A 16,564-nucleotide genomic window follows, 5' to 3' on the forward strand; every position below is an offset into this window, starting at 1 on the left:
CAGTCCTTCTTGTCTTCGTCCTTGGACTCCCAGTCCTTCTTGTCTTCGTCCTTGGACTCCCAGTCCTTCTTGTCCTCGTCCTTGGAGTCCCAGTCCTTCTTGCCTTCGTCGTCCTGGGCGTCCTGGCCGTGCTCCTCGCCCTTCCAGTCCTTGCTGTCCTCGTCCTCATAGGCGTCGGCGGCAGCGCCACCGCCCTGGCCGCCGGGCTGGGCGTCGCCGTGCTCACCCTTGCCCTTGTCGTCCTTGCCCTTGTCGTCCTTGCCTTCGTCGTCCTTGCCTTCGTCGCCCTTGCCTTCGTGGTCCTTGCCCTTGTCGTCCTTGCCGTGCTCGTCCTTGCCCTTGTCGTCGTCCTTGCCGTGCTCGTCCTTGCCCTTGTCGTCGTGGTCGTAGGAGTCGTCCTCCTCGCTCCACTCGCCGCGGTCCTCGCCCCGGTCGTCGCGCGCCGGCTTGAGCTTGACCTTGCCGGTGACCTTGGACCACACGTAGGCGTGCTCCTGGCGATCCGGGCAGATCTCGAGGAGCTTGACCTCGTCGCCGGCCTTCACGATGTGCGGCTTGGCGTAGACCTTGCCGTCCTCGTCGTGGTGACCGTCAGCGAACGCGATCCCTGGCGCGAACACCAGGAGGGACGCGCCACCGAGGGCGGCGCCCGCAACGACCTTCCCGAGCATCTTCTTAGCCATGACCTGCGTCACTCCATCCCTGTTGTCCTGAGCCCGGCGACAACCGAGCTAAGACCGACGTTAGACCGTTTCATGACTTATGAAGTGAAAGATTCGCGTTTTGACCTTTGCTGGTGGTAAGAGGCGAAGGAGTGATACGCGGCTTTCTTTGCCCGCCGTGCCGCGGCGGGCGCTCACCGCCCGGCCGGGTTGGTCGCGGCATTCCCGACCCGCCGCGCGCTACCAGTGAGGCTCGACCGGTAACGGACGGCTGGCGCCGCCCGCGTCACCTCGGGGGTATCGTCCGAGTCGAGGGCGGCGGCGCATCGAGCCATTGCCATGGAAGCGCTCCCATGCAAGAATCGGCGCACGCGGTTTCGGGGGAGCCACACCGCGCAGGCGGGGCGTCGAGGGCATCCGGTTCACCGGACGACAACCGGCCGCCGATCGGTCGGCCACGCGCCGGCCAATCACCACCAACCACCACCACCGCCCGTCCGGGTCGGGCACCCCAAAGAATCCCGTGGCGCCGGAGGCCGTCCGTGCAGGACGCCCGCCGGGCCGTCTCGCCGGGCCGAACGCGGGCCCGGTCTCGCCCAAGGAGATCAGTGGCATGAATGTGTGGAGAAGGCTGTCCGGCCCCCGCCGGACCCTCGCGCTCGCCGGCGCGGGCGTTCTGGTCGCCGGCGGGCTGGTGACGATCCCGGTCACCGCGGCGCAGGCCGCGACGCAGTGCGACATCGCGTACACGACCAATGACTGGCAGGGTGGCTTCACCGCCAACATCACCATCAAGAACCTCGGCGACCCGGTCAACGGTTGGACGCTGGGCTGGACCTTCCCCAACTCCAGCCAGCGCGTGCAGCAGGGCTGGTCGGCCACGTACACCCAGTCCGGCAGCCAGGTCACGGCCCGCAGCATGTCCTACAACGGCACCCTCGCGACCGGCGCGTCGACGACCCTCGGGTTCAACGGAGCGTGGAGCGGCAGCAACCCGAAGCCGACCTCGTTCACCCTGAACGGTGTGGTCTGCAACGGTGGCACCGGCAACCCGACCACCCCGCCGCCCACCACGCCTCCGCCGACCACGCCTCCGCCCACCACGCCTCCCCCCACGACCCCGCCGCCCACGACGGGGCCGCCGCCGACCACCCCGCCCCCCGGTGTGAAGGTCGACAACCCGTACGCCGGTGTGCCCGGGTACGTGAACCCGGAGTGGAAGGCCAAGGCGGACGCCGAGCCCGGCGGTAGCCGCGTCTCGAACAACCCCACCGCCGTGTGGCTGGACCGGATCGCCGCGATCAACGGCACGCCGAACAGCAGCTCAAACGGGGCCTTCGGGGTGAAGGACCACCTGGACGAGGCGCTGCGCCAGGGCGCCGGTTACATCCAGTTCGTGATCTACAACCTGCCCGGCCGCGACTGCTCGGCGCTCTCCTCCAACGGTGAGCTGGGCCCGGACGAGCTGCCCCGGTACAAGTCCGAGTACATCGACCCGATCGCCGCGATCCAGTCCGACTCGAAGTACCGGAACATCCGGATCATCAACATCATCGAGATCGACTCGCTGCCGAACATCGTGACCAACACCTCGGGTCAGCCCGGCGGCACGGTCATGTGCGACACGGTCAAGGCCAACGGCGCGTACGTCAACGGTGTCGGCTACGCCCTCGCCAAGCTGGGCGCGATCGGTAACGTCTACAACTACATCGACGCCGGCCACCACGGCTGGCTCGGCTGGGACTCCAACTTCGGCCCGACCGCCGAGATCCTGAAGACCGCCGCTGTCGCCTCCGGCAGCACGGTCAACAACGTGCACGGCTTCATCACCAACACCGCCAACTACTCGGCGCTCACCGAGCCGTACTTCAAGGTCACCGACAACGTGAACGGCCAGACGGTGCGGCAGTCCAAGTGGATCGACTGGAACTACTACGTCGACGAGCTGTCCTTCGCCCAGGCGTTCCGGACCAAGCTGGTGTCGTTGGGCTTCAACTCCAACATCGGCATGCTGATCGACACGTCCCGCAACGGCTGGGGCGGCGCCAACCGGCCCACCGGCCCGGGCGCGACGACCAGCGTCGACACGTACGTCAACGGTGGCCGGATCGACCGTCGGGCGCACGCCGGTAACTGGTGCAACCAGGCCGGCGCGGGTCTCGGCGAGCGGCCGCGGGCGAACCCGGCTACGGGCATCGACGCCTACGTCTGGGTGAAGCCTCCGGGCGAGTCGGACGGCTCCAGCTCGGAGATCCCGAACAACGAGGGCAAGGGCTTCGACCGGATGTGCGACCCGACGTACGGCGGTAACGCCCGCAACGGCAACAACCCGAGCGGGGCGCTGGGGAACGCGCCGATCTCCGGGGCGTGGTTCTCGGCCCAGTTCCGGGAGCTGATGCAGAACGCCTACCCGGCGCTCTGATCGGGTAGCTCACGCGCCAACCCGCCTCCGGCAGTAGGTGAGGCACTGCCGGGGGCAGGTTTCCCCGGGGTCCCCGGTCCGACCATCACGGTCGGGCCGGGGACCCCCCTTTTCCGCGTCTGTCCCGGGTCAGGGCACGGTGCGTTCGATCGCCGCGCGGCCGTGTTCGGCCAGGTCGCGGCGGGCCTTGTCCAGGTTCTCCGGGGTGAGGTCCTGCCCACGGGCCATCACCAGGTCCTCCGGTTCCCAGGGCTGCTCGCCGCCGGTACGGATGTTGTCGCCGCCCGCGCCGGTGCCCGTCCCGGTCGCGCCGGTCCCGGCGGCGTACGGGTCGCCGATCAGGTCGTCGGTGTCCGGGGCAAGGTCCGGCTGCCGCTCGCGGGGTTCGGTGAAGGTCGGCGTGTCGCGGTCGGGGCCACCCCCGGTCCGCAGCTCCGGGACGGTGCTGTCGTCGTCCACCGCAGCGGCCGTTTGCGGGCTCTCCTCCAGCGGTCGGCGGTCGCGATCGGTCATGGTGCTGCCTCCTGTGTCCGACACGGTGCCTGATCCCCGCCGCGTACCCCGTGCGCGGGTGCCCATGCGCGGCACCGGCGCCGTCCCGGTGGACGGCGTCGGCGGCGGACCGGAGTTCAGTGGTCGGCTTGGGGCTCGTTCGCGGACGGCGCCTCCGCCGGCCGCAGCCACTGCCAGAGCAGCATGACCAGCCCGAAGGCGAGCATCACCAGGCCGGCCCACAGGTTGATGCGGACACCCTCGGCCTTGTCGATCTCGGCTCGACTGTCGAAGATGCCGATCAGCGTCACGATGATCCCGTACGCCACGAAGAGCCCACCGATCACGCGACGGATGTCGAACAGACGGGCGGCGGCGGAGCGGCGCTCCTCCGACTGCGTCTCGTCGATCAGCGGGTCCTGCGCCGGCTGGCCGTCGTTGCTCATCTGCCGACTCCTTTCCTAGAAGACCGGGATGTAGAAGAGTGCGGCCAGCGCGACCGCGACCAGGCCGAGCAGCACGGGGGAGCGGTACCAGACGGCGTCCCCGGCGAGCACGTCGCCCTTCAGGTCGACGCCGCCCATCCCGTAGACCAGCCCGCGCAGATCCTCGTCGCGCTTGGGCGCGGTGAGCGGGGTGAGGATGGCGGCAACCACCGCCACGGTGACGAACGCGATGCCGGCGCCCCAGAAGCTCTCCTCCAGGTCGGAGTTGAAGCCGATCACGCCGCCCTTGTAGAGCAGGTACGTCACCAGCGACGCCAGGGTGCCGAGCAGCAGCGACCAGAAGCCCGCGAGGGCGCTCATCCGCTTCCAGAACATGCCGATGATGAAGGTGGCGAACAGCGGCGCGTTGAACAGGGAGAAGAGCGCCTGGATGTAGTTCATGATGTTGCTGAACCCGGAGGCGATGAACGCCGTCCCGATGCCGATCACCACGGCCGCGACGGTCGCCCACCGGCCGATCCGCAGGTAGTAGTCGTCGGACCGGCCGCGCCGGACGTACGACTGCCAGATGTCGTAGGTGAAGACGGTGTTGAAGCCGCTCACGTTGGCCGCCATGCCGGCCATGAACGACGCGAGCAGGCCGGTGACCGCCACCCCGAGCACGCCGTTGGGCAGCAGGTCCCGCATCAGCAGCGGGATGGCGTTGTTGTACTGCAGGTCGCCGCTCTCCGCGCCGAGGCCCTTGACCGTCACCAGGGCGACCAGGCCCGGGATGATCGTGACCAGCGGGATGAACAGCTTCGGGTACGCGGCGATGATCGGCGTACGTCGGGCGGCGCTCATGTTCTTGGCCGACAGGGCCCGCTGCACCTCGGCGAAGTTCGTCGTCCAGTAGCCGAACGAGAGCACGAAACCGAGGCCGAAGACGATGCCGATCCACTGCGCGCCGAGGGGGTTGTCGGTGCTGGCGGTGTCCTGCCAGGCGTGTAGACCCGCCTCGCCGAGCTTCGAGTCGCGGACCGCGTCCATCAGCCCACTCACGCCGCCGACCTTGACCAGACCGATCACGGTGACCGGGATGAGGCCGGCCAGGATGACGAAGAACTGGAGCACCTCGTTGTAGATGGCCCCGGACAGGCCACCGATGGTGATGTACGCCAGCACGATCGCCGCGCCGACCACGATCGCCGTCCAGAGCGGCCAGCCGAGCAGCGCCTGCATGACCAGGGCCAGCGCGTAGAGGTTCACACCGGCGATCAGCACCTGGGCGACGGCGAAGCTGAGCGCGTTCAGCAGGTGGGTCGGTCGGTTGAAGCGCAACCGCAGGTACTCGGGGACGCTGCGGACCTTGGAGCCGTAGTAGAAGGGCATCATCACGATGCCCAGGAAGACCATCGCCGGCACCGCGCCGATCCAGTAGTAGTGGACCGTCATGACGCCGTACTGGGCGCCGTTGGCCGCCATACCGATGATCTCCAGTGCCCCGAGGTTCGCCGAGACGAAGGCGAGGCCGGTCACCCAGGCCGGCAGGGAACGGCCGGAGAGGAAGAAGTCGACGCTGGTCCGGATCGCCCGGCGGGCGGCGAAGCCGACTCCGAGGACGGTGACGAAGTACAGCGCGAGGATCAGATAGTCCAGCCCGTTCATGTTGAGCCGGAGGCCGCCGCCGTCCATCTCGTCACCCCTCGTCCGACGTGGGCACCGCATTCGATGCGCGCGCCCTATTACCCGCTCCGCGAGGTTTCACGCCTCTGCGTCGCCGGCGGTGTGTTCGCCCCCACTCGTGCGATGTCGGTGCGCGCGAAGGGGCGCCCCCACCCGTAGGCCGGAGCGCCCCTTGCGATCGTGTTGTTTCAGCGACCCAGAACGCGGTCCAGGAAGTCCCGGTAGTTACGGACCGCCATGCGCAGTTGCTCGGTGTCCGCCGAGCCGGCGTCCTGCCAGCCGCCCAGCGTGTTCTTCTGCGCCGCGAGCGCCGAGGCGAGTGCCTGAATGGCCTCCTCGACCAGGGCCTGCGCCTCGCCCGCCGCGGCGGAAGGATCGTCGACGAACCGTAGTTGCACGTCCCGCCAGCGGTCCCGGAAACCCTGTGCGGTGTCCCCGTCCAGGAGCGTGGCCGCGTCGGTGGCGACGGTCGAACCGGCGGGTCGCGAGGTGCCGGCCGACTCCAGTGAGGTCGAGGTGCCCTCGGTCGCGACCGGTTCGCCGTCCGCGTCCGGGTCCACCAGCTCCGGCGACGCGCTGCCGTAGCCGGCCGCGCCCGCCGTGGCCGCGTCCGGATCGCCAGCCCAGTCGGTCAGGTCGCTTCGACGCTCCGGCGCGCCCTCCGTGCTCCCCGGCACGACGACGGTTCGCGCGCTGTCGGTCCCGTCCCGTCGGTCGTCGATGTCCACGTCGGCCGCCTCGTCGGCGTCCGGTGTCGGGTCAACGTCGGTCTCCGCGAAGCCGTCGCGGCGGTGCAGTTCGGCGGTGGGGTCGGCGCGCAGGCCCTCCCGCTCGCCGTCCTCGGCGCCGTCGCCCGGCGCGGCGGTCCGCTCGGCCCGCGGGTCGGGCTGGTCCTGTGGGCGTGGGCTGGCCAGGGCGGACGCGGCCACCGCGTCGGCGACCGTGGTGGCGCCGAACGCGGTCGGCAGCGGACCCGGCTCGTGGAAGTCACCCTCGTCGTCGGCCCGGTCATGGCGAACGCTCGGATCGGTGCCATTGGCCCGCTCGTGGTCGGTGGTCGGGACGTCGTCGGCGCTCCGCTCGTCGCCGATGGTCGGATCGTCGAAGGTGCCCCGGTCGTCCAGGGAGTCCTCGGGTACGTCCGAGTGGGCGGCCCGGTCACCGGTCGGCGGGACCGGCACCGGCGCGGACCGGACGGCCTCCGGATGGTCGTTGCTCACCTGCTGCTCTTCGTGGCGCATCGGTGGCCTCCTCAGCGGCTCGTGGCGTCGTGCGGAGTGTCCGGGTGGGAACGCTGTTCGGGCGTGCGCTGACCGACGGGCTCTTCGCCGAGCAGGTCGGCGAAGAGGGCCCGGTAGTGCACGACCGCCTGACGCAGTTCCTCGGTGGTCGCCTCACCCCGCGAGTTGCGCAGGTGGATCTCGTGCGCGTCCCGGTAGTTGGTCAGGGTGCGGGCGTGCTCGACGGAGAGGTGGGCGATCTGGTCGGAGAAGTCTCCGGTCGGGTAGCCCTGCTCCTCGATGAGTCGGGTGACCAGTTCGTCCGCGTCGCCCACGGTCTCACCCGGCGAGTCGATGAAGCGGATCTGGAGCTCCTCCCAGGCGGCGGCGTACCGCGCCCGCGACTCCGGGCTGAGCGGGGTGAGCGTGAGATCGGCGTGCCGGCGCTCCCGGTCGCGTAGCTCACGCTCCGCGGCGGACCGGCTCTCCTGCTCCTGCACCACCCGGTCGTACTCCGGTCCGAACCGGCTCTGCAGCGCGCGGCGGCGACCGATCGTCCGGACGGCCACGGCGATCGCCGCGATGATCACCAGCACGACGAGCACGATGACGACTATCTGCGTGGGCGACATGGGCTCCTCCTTCGTCATCTGGTATTCCCTCCGCGTACTGATCGCCAATCCCGATCCGGGGGACTTTCCTCGCCGATCGCGGTCCGACCGTGGCGGTAGCTGACAGAAACCTGACTCATTCCAGATAGTCCGAGTGGGTGGACTGGCCCCCGTCGTACGGCATCGCCCCCGACGTCTGATCCTTTCCGGCCCAGCACCAGCGCCCGGGGGAGCGCGACAGCGGGGCGCTTCCCGTACTCGCGAGGGCGCGCTCCGCAGCCCGGATGCCGTCCGACGGCGGTAGTGCAACCGGGCGTGATTACGTATCCTGCCCAAGGCGCGCGCGCCGGTGCCCGGCCCGACGACCGGGTACGCGACCGGCGAGCGCGCTGCCCGGCGGTGCCGGCGCCCCTCCTGCCACCCTTGACGGGCGAGGTCTGATGAGAACCCGCGACTGGCCTATCCGCTCGAAGCTGACCGCATTGGTCGTCGCGCCGGTGTCCGCGCTCCTCGCGCTGTGGATCTTCGCGACGACGTTGACCTTCGGGCCCGCCCTGAACCTGCTCTCCGCGCGGACCCTCCTCTACGACCTGGGCCGCCCCGGCGAGGTGGTGGTGACCGAGCTGCAACGCGAGCGTCGTCTCTCGGTGGTGCAGCTCGCCGGCGACACCGAACTGCCCGCGTTGGCCGAGCAGCGCCTGCGTACCGACCGGGCGGTCGCCGAGCTGCGTCGCCGGGTCGACGGGGAGGCGCTGCGCTCCGCCGCCGACGACCTGCTGGAGGACCGCGTCGACCGGCTGGTCACCGCCCTGGCGGCGTTGCCGACCGGGCGGGACTTCATCGACGACGGGATGATGGACCGCGCGGGCGCGATCGGCCTCTACAGCGGCATGGTCTCGGCGGCCTTCCAGGCGTTCTCCGCCCTGGCGAGCCTGAGTGACCCCGGCATCAACCGGCAGGCGCTGGCCCTCACCACACTGGGCCGGTCCCGCGAGCTGCTGGGCCAGACGGACGCGATGCTGGCCGGTGTGCTGACCGCCGGGAAGTTCGGCAACGGGGAGCACGCGCTGCTCGTGCAGACCATCGGCAACCAGCGGTGGCTCACCGAGAGCGCGGTGGCCGACCTGCCCGAAACCGCGCGGGCCGCGTACCAGCGGCTCACCGAGAGTCCCGACTTCACCAGCCTGCGGGCCATGCAGGACGCGCTGATCGGCGCCAACCGGTCCGGTCGGCCACCGGTGGACGCCGCGGCGTGGCAGGCCAGCCACGACGCCGTACAGCAGGAGTTGCGCGACTTCGAGCTGGCCGAGGCCGACAACCTCACCGACCGCTCGGTGCCGATGGCGGTCGGGATCCTGGTCCGACTCGCCGCCGCCGGGGTGCTCGGTCTCGTCGCCGTGGTGGTCTCGGTGCTGGTGGCGCTGCGGGTCGGCCGCACCCTGGTCCGGCGGCTCAGCGGAGTCCGTACCGCGGCCCTCGAACTGGCCGAGCACCGGCTGCCCGACGTGGTGGCCCGGCTGCGTCGCGGCGAGCACGTCGACGTCGCCCGGGAGGCGCCACCCCTGGAGTACGGCCACGACGAGATCGGCGAGGTCGGGCGGGCCTTCACCGAGGTGCAGCGCACCGCCGTCCAGGCGGCCGTGGACGAGGTCACCCTGCGCCGGGGGCTCAACGAGGTGTTCCTCAACATCGCCCGCCGCAGCCAGGGCCTGGTGCACCGGCAGTTGCACCTGCTGGACCGGATGGAGCGACGCGCCGAGGACCCGGACGAGCTGGCCGAGCTGTTCCAGGTGGACCACCTGGCCACCCGGCTCCGCCGGCACGCCGAGGACCTGGTCATCCTGGCCGGCTCCGCGCCGGGCCGGGGGTGGCGCCACCCGGTCGCGATGGTCGACCTGGTCCGGGGGGCGATCAGCGAGGTCGAGGCGTACGACCGGGTGGACATCACCGTCGTACAGCCGGCCGGTGTGCTGGGCCGGGCGGTGGGCGACATCATCCACCTGCTCGCCGAGCTGGTCGAGAACGCCACCGCCTTCTCCCCGCCGGACACGCGGGTGACCATCACCGGGGAGCAGGTCGCCGACGGGTACGTCCTGTCGGTCACCGATCAGGGGCTGGGCATGTCCGCCACCGCGCTCGAGAACGCCAACACCCGGCTGACCAGCTCGCCCGAGTTCGATCCGGCGCAGAGCGCCCGCCTCGGTCTGTTCGTGGTGGCCCGGCTGGCGGCGCGGCACTCCGTACGCGTGCGACTGCGGTCCCCCGAGGACGGCGGCGTCACCGCCGTGGTGCTGATCCCCACCGACCTGGTCACCGCCGAGCCACCGGCCGGCCCCGATCCGGCGTCGCTCGACGCCGCGCCCGGTGACCGGCGACTGACCCGACCCGTACGCCGGACGACGGCGCCCCGGTCGCGCGCCGGTCGTACCACCTCGGCCCCGGTCGTCACCAGTGACCCGCCCACCCTCGTTCTGCCCACGGGCCCGGCGTCCGATCTGCCGGCCGCCACGGACGAGCCGCCCTCCGACGGGGCGGCGGACGACCTGGAGGGGCTACCCCGGCGGGTACGGCGACGTACCCCCAACGCCCTGCCCCGGCCCACCGCCGCCGACACGCCGTCGCCCCGCTCGCCGGAGGAGGTACGCCGGGTGATGGCGTCCCTGCAGGCCGGCACCGCCCGGGGGCGGGCGACGGTGGTCGCCCCGGCGGCCCCGACCCACGCCCCCGCGCCTCCGCCCTCCGCAGCGCCGGCGATCCCGGCCGCTGCGCCGACGGCGGTCCCGGCTCAGCGATCCGTGGCGACCCCGGAGACCGGGTCCGCCGCCGATTCGGGATCCTCCGCGCCCCCGAAGGCCATCGAACCGACAGTGACTGAGAGGGACGCCTAGTGCGGGAAACGACGAAGCAGAGCGCCAGCCTCGACTGGTTGCTCGACGAGCTGGTGCAGCGGGTGCCGGCCGCCCGGGAGGCGGTCGTGCTCTCCGCCGACGGACTACTGCTCGGCTCCTCGGCCGAGTTGGAACGCGCCGACGCCGAGCACCTCTGCGCGCTCGCCGCCGGCTTCTCCAGCCTGGCTCGGGGCGCGAGCCACCACGTGGACGGTGGCCCGGTCCGGCAGACCGTGGTGGAGATGGAATCGGCGTACCTCTTCGTCACCACCGCCGGCCAGGGCGCCTGCCTGGCCGTGGTGAGCGACGCGGACGCGGACATCGGCCTGGTCGCGTACGAGATGGCGATGCTGGTCATTCGGGTGGGGGAGAACCTGACCGCGTCGGCCCGACCGCCCGCGGACGCCGGTGATGCGGGCTGAGCCGCCCGGCCCCCAGCACGAGTGGCTGGACGGCGACGCGGGCCCGGTGGTCCGCCCTTACACGCTCACCGGCGGCCGGGTGCGCTCCGCCGCCGGTGGCTTCGACCTGGTCGCGTTCGTGTTGGCCGCCGCGGACGTCGACCCGGCGGCCCAGCCGCAGTTGCCGCCGGAGCACCGGCGGTTGGTCGCGTTGGCCGGTCACCCGGTGTCGGTGGCCGAGCTGGCGGCCGAGCTGGACCTCGCGGTCGGCGTGATCCGGGTGCTGCTGGGCGACCTCCTCGCGCAGGGCCTGGTCGCGGTGCACGAGCCGCCGGCCAGCCGCGATCTTCCCAACGACGACATCCTCAAGGCGGTGGTCAGTGGACTCCGTGCGCTATGACCAGGCGGGCTCAGCCCTCACCGTTCCGCTGGCACTGAAGATCCTCATCGCGGGGGGCTTCGGCGCCGGCAAGACGACGCTGGTGAGCGCGTTGAGCGAGGTCCGGCCGTTGCAGACCGAGGAGGTGCTGACCGACGCCGGCATCGGCACCGACGACCTCTCGGGGGTGGAGGGCAAGACGACCACCACCGTGGCCATGGACTTCGGCCGGATCACCATCAACGACGACCTCCAGGTGTACCTGTTCGGCACCCCCGGCCAGGACCGGTTCTGGTTCCTCTGGGACGAGCTGGCCTTCGGCGCGCTCGGCGCGGTGGTGCTCGCCGACACCCGGCGGCTGGCCGACTGCTTCCCGTCGATCGACTACTTCGAGCAGCGTGGCATCCCGTTCGTGGTGGGGGTGAACTGTTTCGAGGACACCCGTCGCTTCGACCTGGAGACCGTACGCCGAGCGCTCGACCTGGACCCGGACGTGCCGATGGTGCTCTGCGACGCCCGGGACCGGCAGTCCGGCAAGCTGGTGTTGATCTCCTTGGTCGAGCACGTGGCCCGGCAGCGCGGCGAGCCGGTGGCGGCCTCCTGAACCGTCACCGCGGGTCCGGCGGACCGCGCCGGCGTCGAAAAGCCGGTTAGCCGGTCGGCTTCCTGGGCAGCTCTGGTTGGATCTACTCCAGGATGTCGGCGAAGGGGTGCAGCGTGACTGGTCCGGGCGAGATCGTCCACATCGGGGGTTACACCGCGCAGAGCGGCGGGCGGGCGGACGGCATCGTCGCCGCACGCCGTGACCCGGCCACCGGAGCACTGACCCCGCTCGGCACGGTGGCGGTCACGCCGTCGCCGTCGTTCCTCGCGCGGCACCCCACGCGGCCGGTGCTCTACGCGGTCAACGAGTTGACCGACGGTCTGGTCAGCGCCTGGCAGGTCTCCTCGGACGGCGCGTTGGACGCGCTCGGCAGCTTCTCGACCGGCGGCGCCGAGCCCTGCCACCTGGCGGTGCTGCCCGACGGTGGGCACCTGGTGGCGGCCAACTACGGCAGCGGAAGCGTCGCGGTCTTCCCGCTCGACGAGCAGGGCGTGCCCAGCGAGCGCACCGATCTCGTGGTGCACGAGGGCCACGGCGCCGACCCGGAACGCCAGGAGCGGGCGCACGCCCACATGGTCTCTCCGGGCCGTGACCGGGAGCCCCTGCTGGCGGTGGACCTCGGCACCGACTCGGTCTACCGGTACGACCTGGACAACGCGAGCGGGCGGCTGGTGCCGCGCGGACCGCGGATGCGTACGGCGCCGGGCGTCGGGCCCCGGCACCTGGCCCGTCACCCCGACGGCCGGCGCTGCTACCTGGTCGGCGAGTTGGATGCCACGGTCACCGCGTACGAGCTGTCCGAGGACGGGTCACTGCACCAGCGTGGCCGGGTCGACGCCAGCGGGCGGACCGGTCACGTGCAGCCCTCGGAGGTCGCTGTCGACCCGGACGGGCGTCTGCTCTACGTCGCGAACCGCGGTATCGGCACCATCGCCGTCTTCGACCTGACCGGTGAGCTGCCCGCGCTGGTGTCCGAGGTGGACACCGGCGGGGAGTGGCCGCGACACTTCGCGCTGATCGGCGAGCATCTCTACGTCGCCGACGAGCGGGCGGACCTGGTGCGGGTGTTGCGACGTGACCCGAGCACGGGCGTACCGGCTCCGGTGGGTGAGCCCGTACCGCTGGCGAGCCCGACGTGCGTCCTGCCGTGAGCGGACGGAATGACGGAAGCGAATGCGAGAGCGCGACAGGTTTGGCAACGCCGTGGGGCCGATTCATCACTCTCTGTTGCTAAATGGTGATCAACTGTTTCTCCTGCGTAACTTTAGTCCGAACGGATGTGGCAGAGACGGCACCTAATACGCAAGATGGTCAGCGTGTCTGCAGGCCGCCATCGAATGCGTTCGAAACTCCATCTAGCAGCCGCCGCCGCGACGGCGACGGTTCTCGTCGTCACCACCGGCGTCTGGTTCGGTTACAAGGAGCTGATCCAGCCAAGCTGTTCAGGGGAGATCCGACTCGCCGTGGCGGTCGCCACCGAGCTCGCGCCCGCGGTGGACGCCGCCGCCTCGCAGTGGGTGAAGGACGGCGCCGCGGTCGGCCCCACCTGCATCCGCGTCGATGTCTCGGCATCCGACCCGGTTGACGTGGCCGCCGTGGTGGCCGCCAAGCACGGTGCCGTACTCGCCGGCGTCGGCCAGGCCAGCGGCACGGCCGTCACCCCGGACGTCTGGGTGCCGGACTCCTCGACCTGGCTGCTGCGTCTCAAGAAGGACGCCACGGCGTTCGCGCCGACCAACGGCGCCTCCATCGCGCGCAGCCCCGTCGTCGTGGCGATGCCCGAGCCGGTGGCGACGCGGCTCGGCTGGCCCAACGCCAAGTTCACCTGGGCCGATCTGCTCAAGCAGGTCAACAGCAGCAAGCCGTTGCGGACCGGGATCGTCGAGCCGACCCGGGACGCGGCCGGGCTGTCCGGCCTGCTCTCGCTGACCACGGCCGCCAGTGGCGCGGGCGGCGACGCCCAGCGCAACACCGTGGGCGCGCTGCGGGCGCTGGCCACCGGTCGCTCCTCGCTCCGCAACGACCTCCTCGCCCGCTTCCCGACCGCCACGGACCCGACCTCCATCGCGAGCGCTCTCGGTGCGGCGGCGCTGTCCGAGGAAGACGTGATCGCGTACAACAGCAAGAAGCCTCCGGTGCCGCTCGCCGCGCTCTACATGGAGCCGGCGCCGATGCCGCTGGACTACCCGTACGCGGTGCTGCCCGGCATCGAGCCGACCAAGGCGGCGGCGGCGAAGGTGCTGTACGAGCTGCTCACCGCGCCGAAGTTCCGGGACCGCCTGGCGGCGCAGTCGCTGCGCGGGCCGGACGGCAACTGGGGTGCCGGCTTCAACGCCCCGCAGGGCGCGCCGAGCCCGGCCGGTGGCGCGTCGACCGCCCCGGCGGCCGGCGGCACCGCGGCGGGCGGGTTGGACCCGGCCGCGATACAGCGCGTTGTGTCCAGTTGGTCGATCGCCACCCAGTCCGGCCGGATGCTCGCCGTCATCGACGTCTCCGGCTCGATGAAGGACGAGGTGCCCAGCGCCAACAACCGCAGCCGGGAGGAGGTCACCGTCGACGCGGCCCGGCGCGGCCTCGGGCTCTTCGACGACTCCTGGTCCATCGGTCTGTGGACCTTCTCCACGAAGCTGGTCGGCAACCGCGACTACCGGGAACTGGTGCCGATCGGACCGCTCTCCGGCCAGCGGGCCCAGTTGGAGGGGGCGCTCGCCACCGTCAAGCCGTCCAACGGTGACACCGGCCTGTACGACACGATGCTGGCCGCGTACCAGGCGGTGCAGGAGGACTGGCAGCCCGGCCGGGTCAACTCGATCGTGCTGTTCACCGACGGCAAGAACGAGGACGACAACGGCATCAACCAGCAGCAGCTGCTCGCCAAGCTCAAGCAGATCGCCGATCCGGAGCGGCCGGTGCAGGTCATCATGATCGGTATCGGCGAGGGCGTCAGCAAGGCCGAACTGGAGTCGATCACGAAGGTGACCGGCGGGGACGTCTTCGTCACCAAGGACCCGAGCGAGATCGGCAGCATCTTCCTCACCGCCATCGCGCGGCGTCCGCCAGCCCCGCGCTGAGCCGCCACTGAGCAAATGGAACCCGCCGTACCGGCTCACCGGTACGGCGGGTTCCTTTTGTGGCCAGGGGATTGAAGAAAAGTGACGGCAATACGTCGGAAGCAATCGGCAGTCATAGTTGTCAGGGCAGGATGTCGACGTGTTCCGGCAATATCGGTCCGCCTTCGGCCCGACCCGTCGGCCGGGGCCGTCCTGAGCAGAGTGGGAGGGCCGGTGACGACCGCGACACTGTTGACCCCCGCGGACACCTCGGCGCCGCCGAGGGACCGTCCGAGCGGACTGGTGGCCCGTGCCGACGAACGTTCCTACATCCGGGTCCTGGTGGTGCTGGACACCACCGTCCTCATCATCGCGCTGCTCGTGGGGTACGTCGGTAGGTTCGGTGACGAGGAGCCGGTCGGCTCCAAGATCCCGTACGTGCTGGTGGCTCCCGGCCTGGTCCTGGCCTGGCTGATCTCCCTCAAGGCGCTCGGCTGCTACGACGACCGCGTCGTCGGCTACGGGGCGGACGAGTACCGACGGGTCAGCTCGGCGAGCCTGCGACTGGCCGGCGCGATCGCCATCGCCGGCTACATCGCCGACGTCGGCGTCTCCCGGGGTTTCCTCGGCATCTCCTTCGCGGTCGGTACGGTCGGGTTGGAGGTGACCCGGTTCGCGGCGCGCAAACGGCTGCACCGGGCCCGCTCGAAGGGCGCCGGCTGGTCCCGCCGGGTGCTCGTCGTCGGCGACACCGCACACGTCCTGGAACTGGTGCACACCCTGCGCCGCGAGCCGTACGCGGGCTACCAGGTGGTCGGCGCGTGTATCCCCGACGCGCTGCTGGCGCCGGTGGCGCAGCGGCTCGGTGACGTACCGGTGGTGGGGTCGTTCCGGGGCATCCCGGAGGCCGCGACCGCGATCGGCGCGGACACCGTGGCGGTGACCGCCTCCGGTGAGCTGACCGCGGCCCGACTGCGTCGACTCGGCTGGCAGTTGGAGGGGACCGGCGTCGACCTCGTCGTGGCCCCCGCGCTCACCGACGTGGCGGGTCCGCGGATCCACACCCGCCCGGTCGCCGGGCTGCCCCTGATCCACGTCGAGGCGCCGGAGTTCCGTGGCGCGCGCAAGCTGGTCAAGGGTTTCGTCGACCGGTCGATGTCGTCGGTCGCCCTGGCGCTGCTCCTGCCGCTGATCGCGGTCATCGCGTTGGCCATCAAGCTGGACAGCCGGGGGCCGGTGTTGTTCCGGCAGGTCCGGGTGGGGCGGGGCGGGCAGGAGTTCGGGGTGTTCAAGTTCCGGACGATGGTGATCAACGCCGACGCGCTGCTCGCCGAGTTGGTGGCCCGGAACGAGACCGACGGCCTGATGTTCAAGATGCGCGACGACCCTCGGGTGACCCGGGTCGGCCGGCTGCTGCGCAAGTGGTCGCTGGACGAGCTGCCACAGCTGGTCAACGTCCTGCTGGGCCAGATGAGCCTCGTCGGGCCGCGTCCGCCGCTCCCGTCCGAGGTGGCCCGCTACGACGGCGATGTGGCCCGGCGACTGCTGGTCAAGCCCGGCATGACCGGGCTGTGGCAGGTCAGTGGCCGGTCCGACCTCAGTTGGGAGGACGGCATCCGGCTCGATCTCTACTACGTGGAGAACTGGTCGCTCGCCGCCGACCTCACCATCCTCTGGAAGACCGCCGGGGCGGTGCTGAACAGTCGCGGCGCGTACTGACCGTC

At 71.0% G+C, this 16,564-nt stretch carries 13 protein-coding genes and 1 pseudogene; 8 read left to right on the top strand and 6 right to left on the bottom strand.

The features are described 5' to 3' along the window. A pseudogene (locus tag AB0I89_RS31470) lies at window positions 1–683 on the bottom strand (hypothetical protein); the annotation flags it as partial. A 592-nt stretch (window positions 684–1,275) separates the two neighbouring features. Here AB0I89_RS31470 and AB0I89_RS31475 point away from each other — a divergent pair. Next, window positions 1,276–3,084 carry a glycoside hydrolase family 6 protein gene (locus AB0I89_RS31475; RefSeq protein WP_357134213.1) on the top strand — a complete coding sequence of 603 codons (1,809 nt, stop codon included), beginning with the start codon at window positions 1,276–1,278 and terminating at the stop codon, window positions 3,082–3,084. Window positions 3,085–3,213: 129 nt separating this feature from the next. Here AB0I89_RS31475 and AB0I89_RS31480 read toward each other — a convergent pair whose 3' ends face one another. The 5 genes from AB0I89_RS31480 to AB0I89_RS31500 form a co-directional block, all read right to left on the bottom strand. After that, entirely contained in the window at window positions 3,214–3,597 is a 384-nt protein-coding gene (locus tag AB0I89_RS31480; RefSeq protein WP_357134215.1) for a hypothetical protein, read from the bottom strand. 116 nt (window positions 3,598–3,713) lie between these two features. After that, on the bottom strand, window positions 3,714–4,022 hold the full coding sequence (locus AB0I89_RS31485; RefSeq protein WP_357134217.1) for a hypothetical protein: 309 nt from the start codon (window positions 4,020–4,022) through the stop codon (window positions 3,714–3,716). 15 nt (window positions 4,023–4,037) lie between these two features. Beyond that, window positions 4,038–5,696 carry a sodium:solute symporter family protein gene (locus AB0I89_RS31490; RefSeq protein ID WP_357134219.1) on the bottom strand — a complete coding sequence of 553 codons (1,659 nt, stop codon included), beginning with the start codon at window positions 5,694–5,696 and terminating at the stop codon, window positions 4,038–4,040. 179 nt (window positions 5,697–5,875) lie between these two features. After that, window positions 5,876–6,928, bottom strand: a complete 1,053-nt coding sequence (locus AB0I89_RS31495; RefSeq protein ID WP_357134221.1) for a hypothetical protein — start codon at window positions 6,926–6,928, stop codon at window positions 5,876–5,878. Window positions 6,929–6,939: 11 nt separating this feature from the next. Beyond that, entirely contained in the window at window positions 6,940–7,539 is a 600-nt protein-coding gene (locus tag AB0I89_RS31500; protein ID WP_357134259.1) for a hypothetical protein, read from the bottom strand. A gap of 419 nt (window positions 7,540–7,958) precedes the next feature. Between AB0I89_RS31500 and AB0I89_RS31505 the strand changes: the two genes are divergently transcribed. From AB0I89_RS31505 to AB0I89_RS31535, 7 genes are all read left to right on the top strand, one after another. Then, window positions 7,959–10,406: a nitrate- and nitrite sensing domain-containing protein gene (locus AB0I89_RS31505; protein WP_357134223.1), complete on the top strand. Its 2,448-nt coding sequence runs from the start codon at window positions 7,959–7,961 to the stop codon at window positions 10,404–10,406. Continuing rightward, window positions 10,406–10,828, top strand: coding sequence for a roadblock/LC7 domain-containing protein (locus tag AB0I89_RS31510; protein ID WP_357134225.1), 423 nt, complete (start codon window positions 10,406–10,408; stop codon window positions 10,826–10,828). The genes AB0I89_RS31505 and AB0I89_RS31510 overlap by 1 nt, the downstream gene beginning before the upstream one ends. Then, the gene (locus tag AB0I89_RS31515) at window positions 10,818–11,207 is read left to right on the top strand and encodes a DUF742 domain-containing protein (protein ID WP_357134227.1); all 390 of its coding nucleotides are present in this window, start codon (window positions 10,818–10,820) and stop codon (window positions 11,205–11,207) included. The genes AB0I89_RS31510 and AB0I89_RS31515 overlap by 11 nt, the downstream gene beginning before the upstream one ends. Continuing rightward, window positions 11,188–11,790, top strand: coding sequence for an ATP/GTP-binding protein (locus AB0I89_RS31520; RefSeq protein ID WP_357134229.1), 603 nt, complete (start codon window positions 11,188–11,190; stop codon window positions 11,788–11,790). Before AB0I89_RS31515 ends, AB0I89_RS31520 begins: the two co-directional genes overlap by 20 nt. A 113-nt stretch (window positions 11,791–11,903) precedes the next feature. Then, window positions 11,904–12,941: a lactonase family protein gene (locus AB0I89_RS31525; RefSeq protein ID WP_357134231.1), complete on the top strand. Its 1,038-nt coding sequence runs from the start codon at window positions 11,904–11,906 to the stop codon at window positions 12,939–12,941. Window positions 12,942–13,106: 165 nt separating this feature from the next. Next, window positions 13,107–14,861, top strand: coding sequence for a substrate-binding domain-containing protein (locus tag AB0I89_RS31530; RefSeq protein ID WP_357134233.1), 1,755 nt, complete (start codon window positions 13,107–13,109; stop codon window positions 14,859–14,861). A gap of 213 nt (window positions 14,862–15,074) precedes the next feature. After that, window positions 15,075–16,559, top strand: a complete 1,485-nt coding sequence (locus AB0I89_RS31535) for a sugar transferase (protein WP_357134235.1) — start codon at window positions 15,075–15,077, stop codon at window positions 16,557–16,559. Window positions 16,560–16,564: the final 5 nt, after the last annotated feature.

Source organism: Micromonospora sp. NPDC049801 (assembly GCF_040656575.1).
Classification (GTDB): domain Bacteria; phylum Actinomycetota; class Actinomycetes; order Mycobacteriales; family Micromonosporaceae; genus Micromonospora.

Coding starts and splice junctions, on each gene's coding strand:
- AB0I89_RS31475 (WP_357134213.1), top strand. CDS start 1,276: ATGAATGTGTGGAGAAGGCTGTCCGGCCCCCGCCGGACCCTCGCGCTC.
- AB0I89_RS31480 (WP_357134215.1), bottom strand. CDS start 3,597: ATGACCGATCGCGACCGCCGACCGCTGGAGGAGAGCCCGCAAACGGCC.
- AB0I89_RS31485 (WP_357134217.1), bottom strand. CDS start 4,022: ATGAGCAACGACGGCCAGCCGGCGCAGGACCCGCTGATCGACGAGACG.
- AB0I89_RS31490 (WP_357134219.1), bottom strand. CDS start 5,696: ATGGACGGCGGCGGCCTCCGGCTCAACATGAACGGGCTGGACTATCTG.
- AB0I89_RS31495 (WP_357134221.1), bottom strand. CDS start 6,928: ATGCGCCACGAAGAGCAGCAGGTGAGCAACGACCATCCGGAGGCCGTC.
- AB0I89_RS31500 (WP_357134259.1), bottom strand. CDS start 7,539: ATGTCGCCCACGCAGATAGTCGTCATCGTGCTCGTCGTGCTGGTGATC.
- AB0I89_RS31505 (WP_357134223.1), top strand. CDS start 7,959: ATGAGAACCCGCGACTGGCCTATCCGCTCGAAGCTGACCGCATTGGTC.
- AB0I89_RS31515 (WP_357134227.1), top strand. CDS start 10,818: ATGCGGGCTGAGCCGCCCGGCCCCCAGCACGAGTGGCTGGACGGCGAC.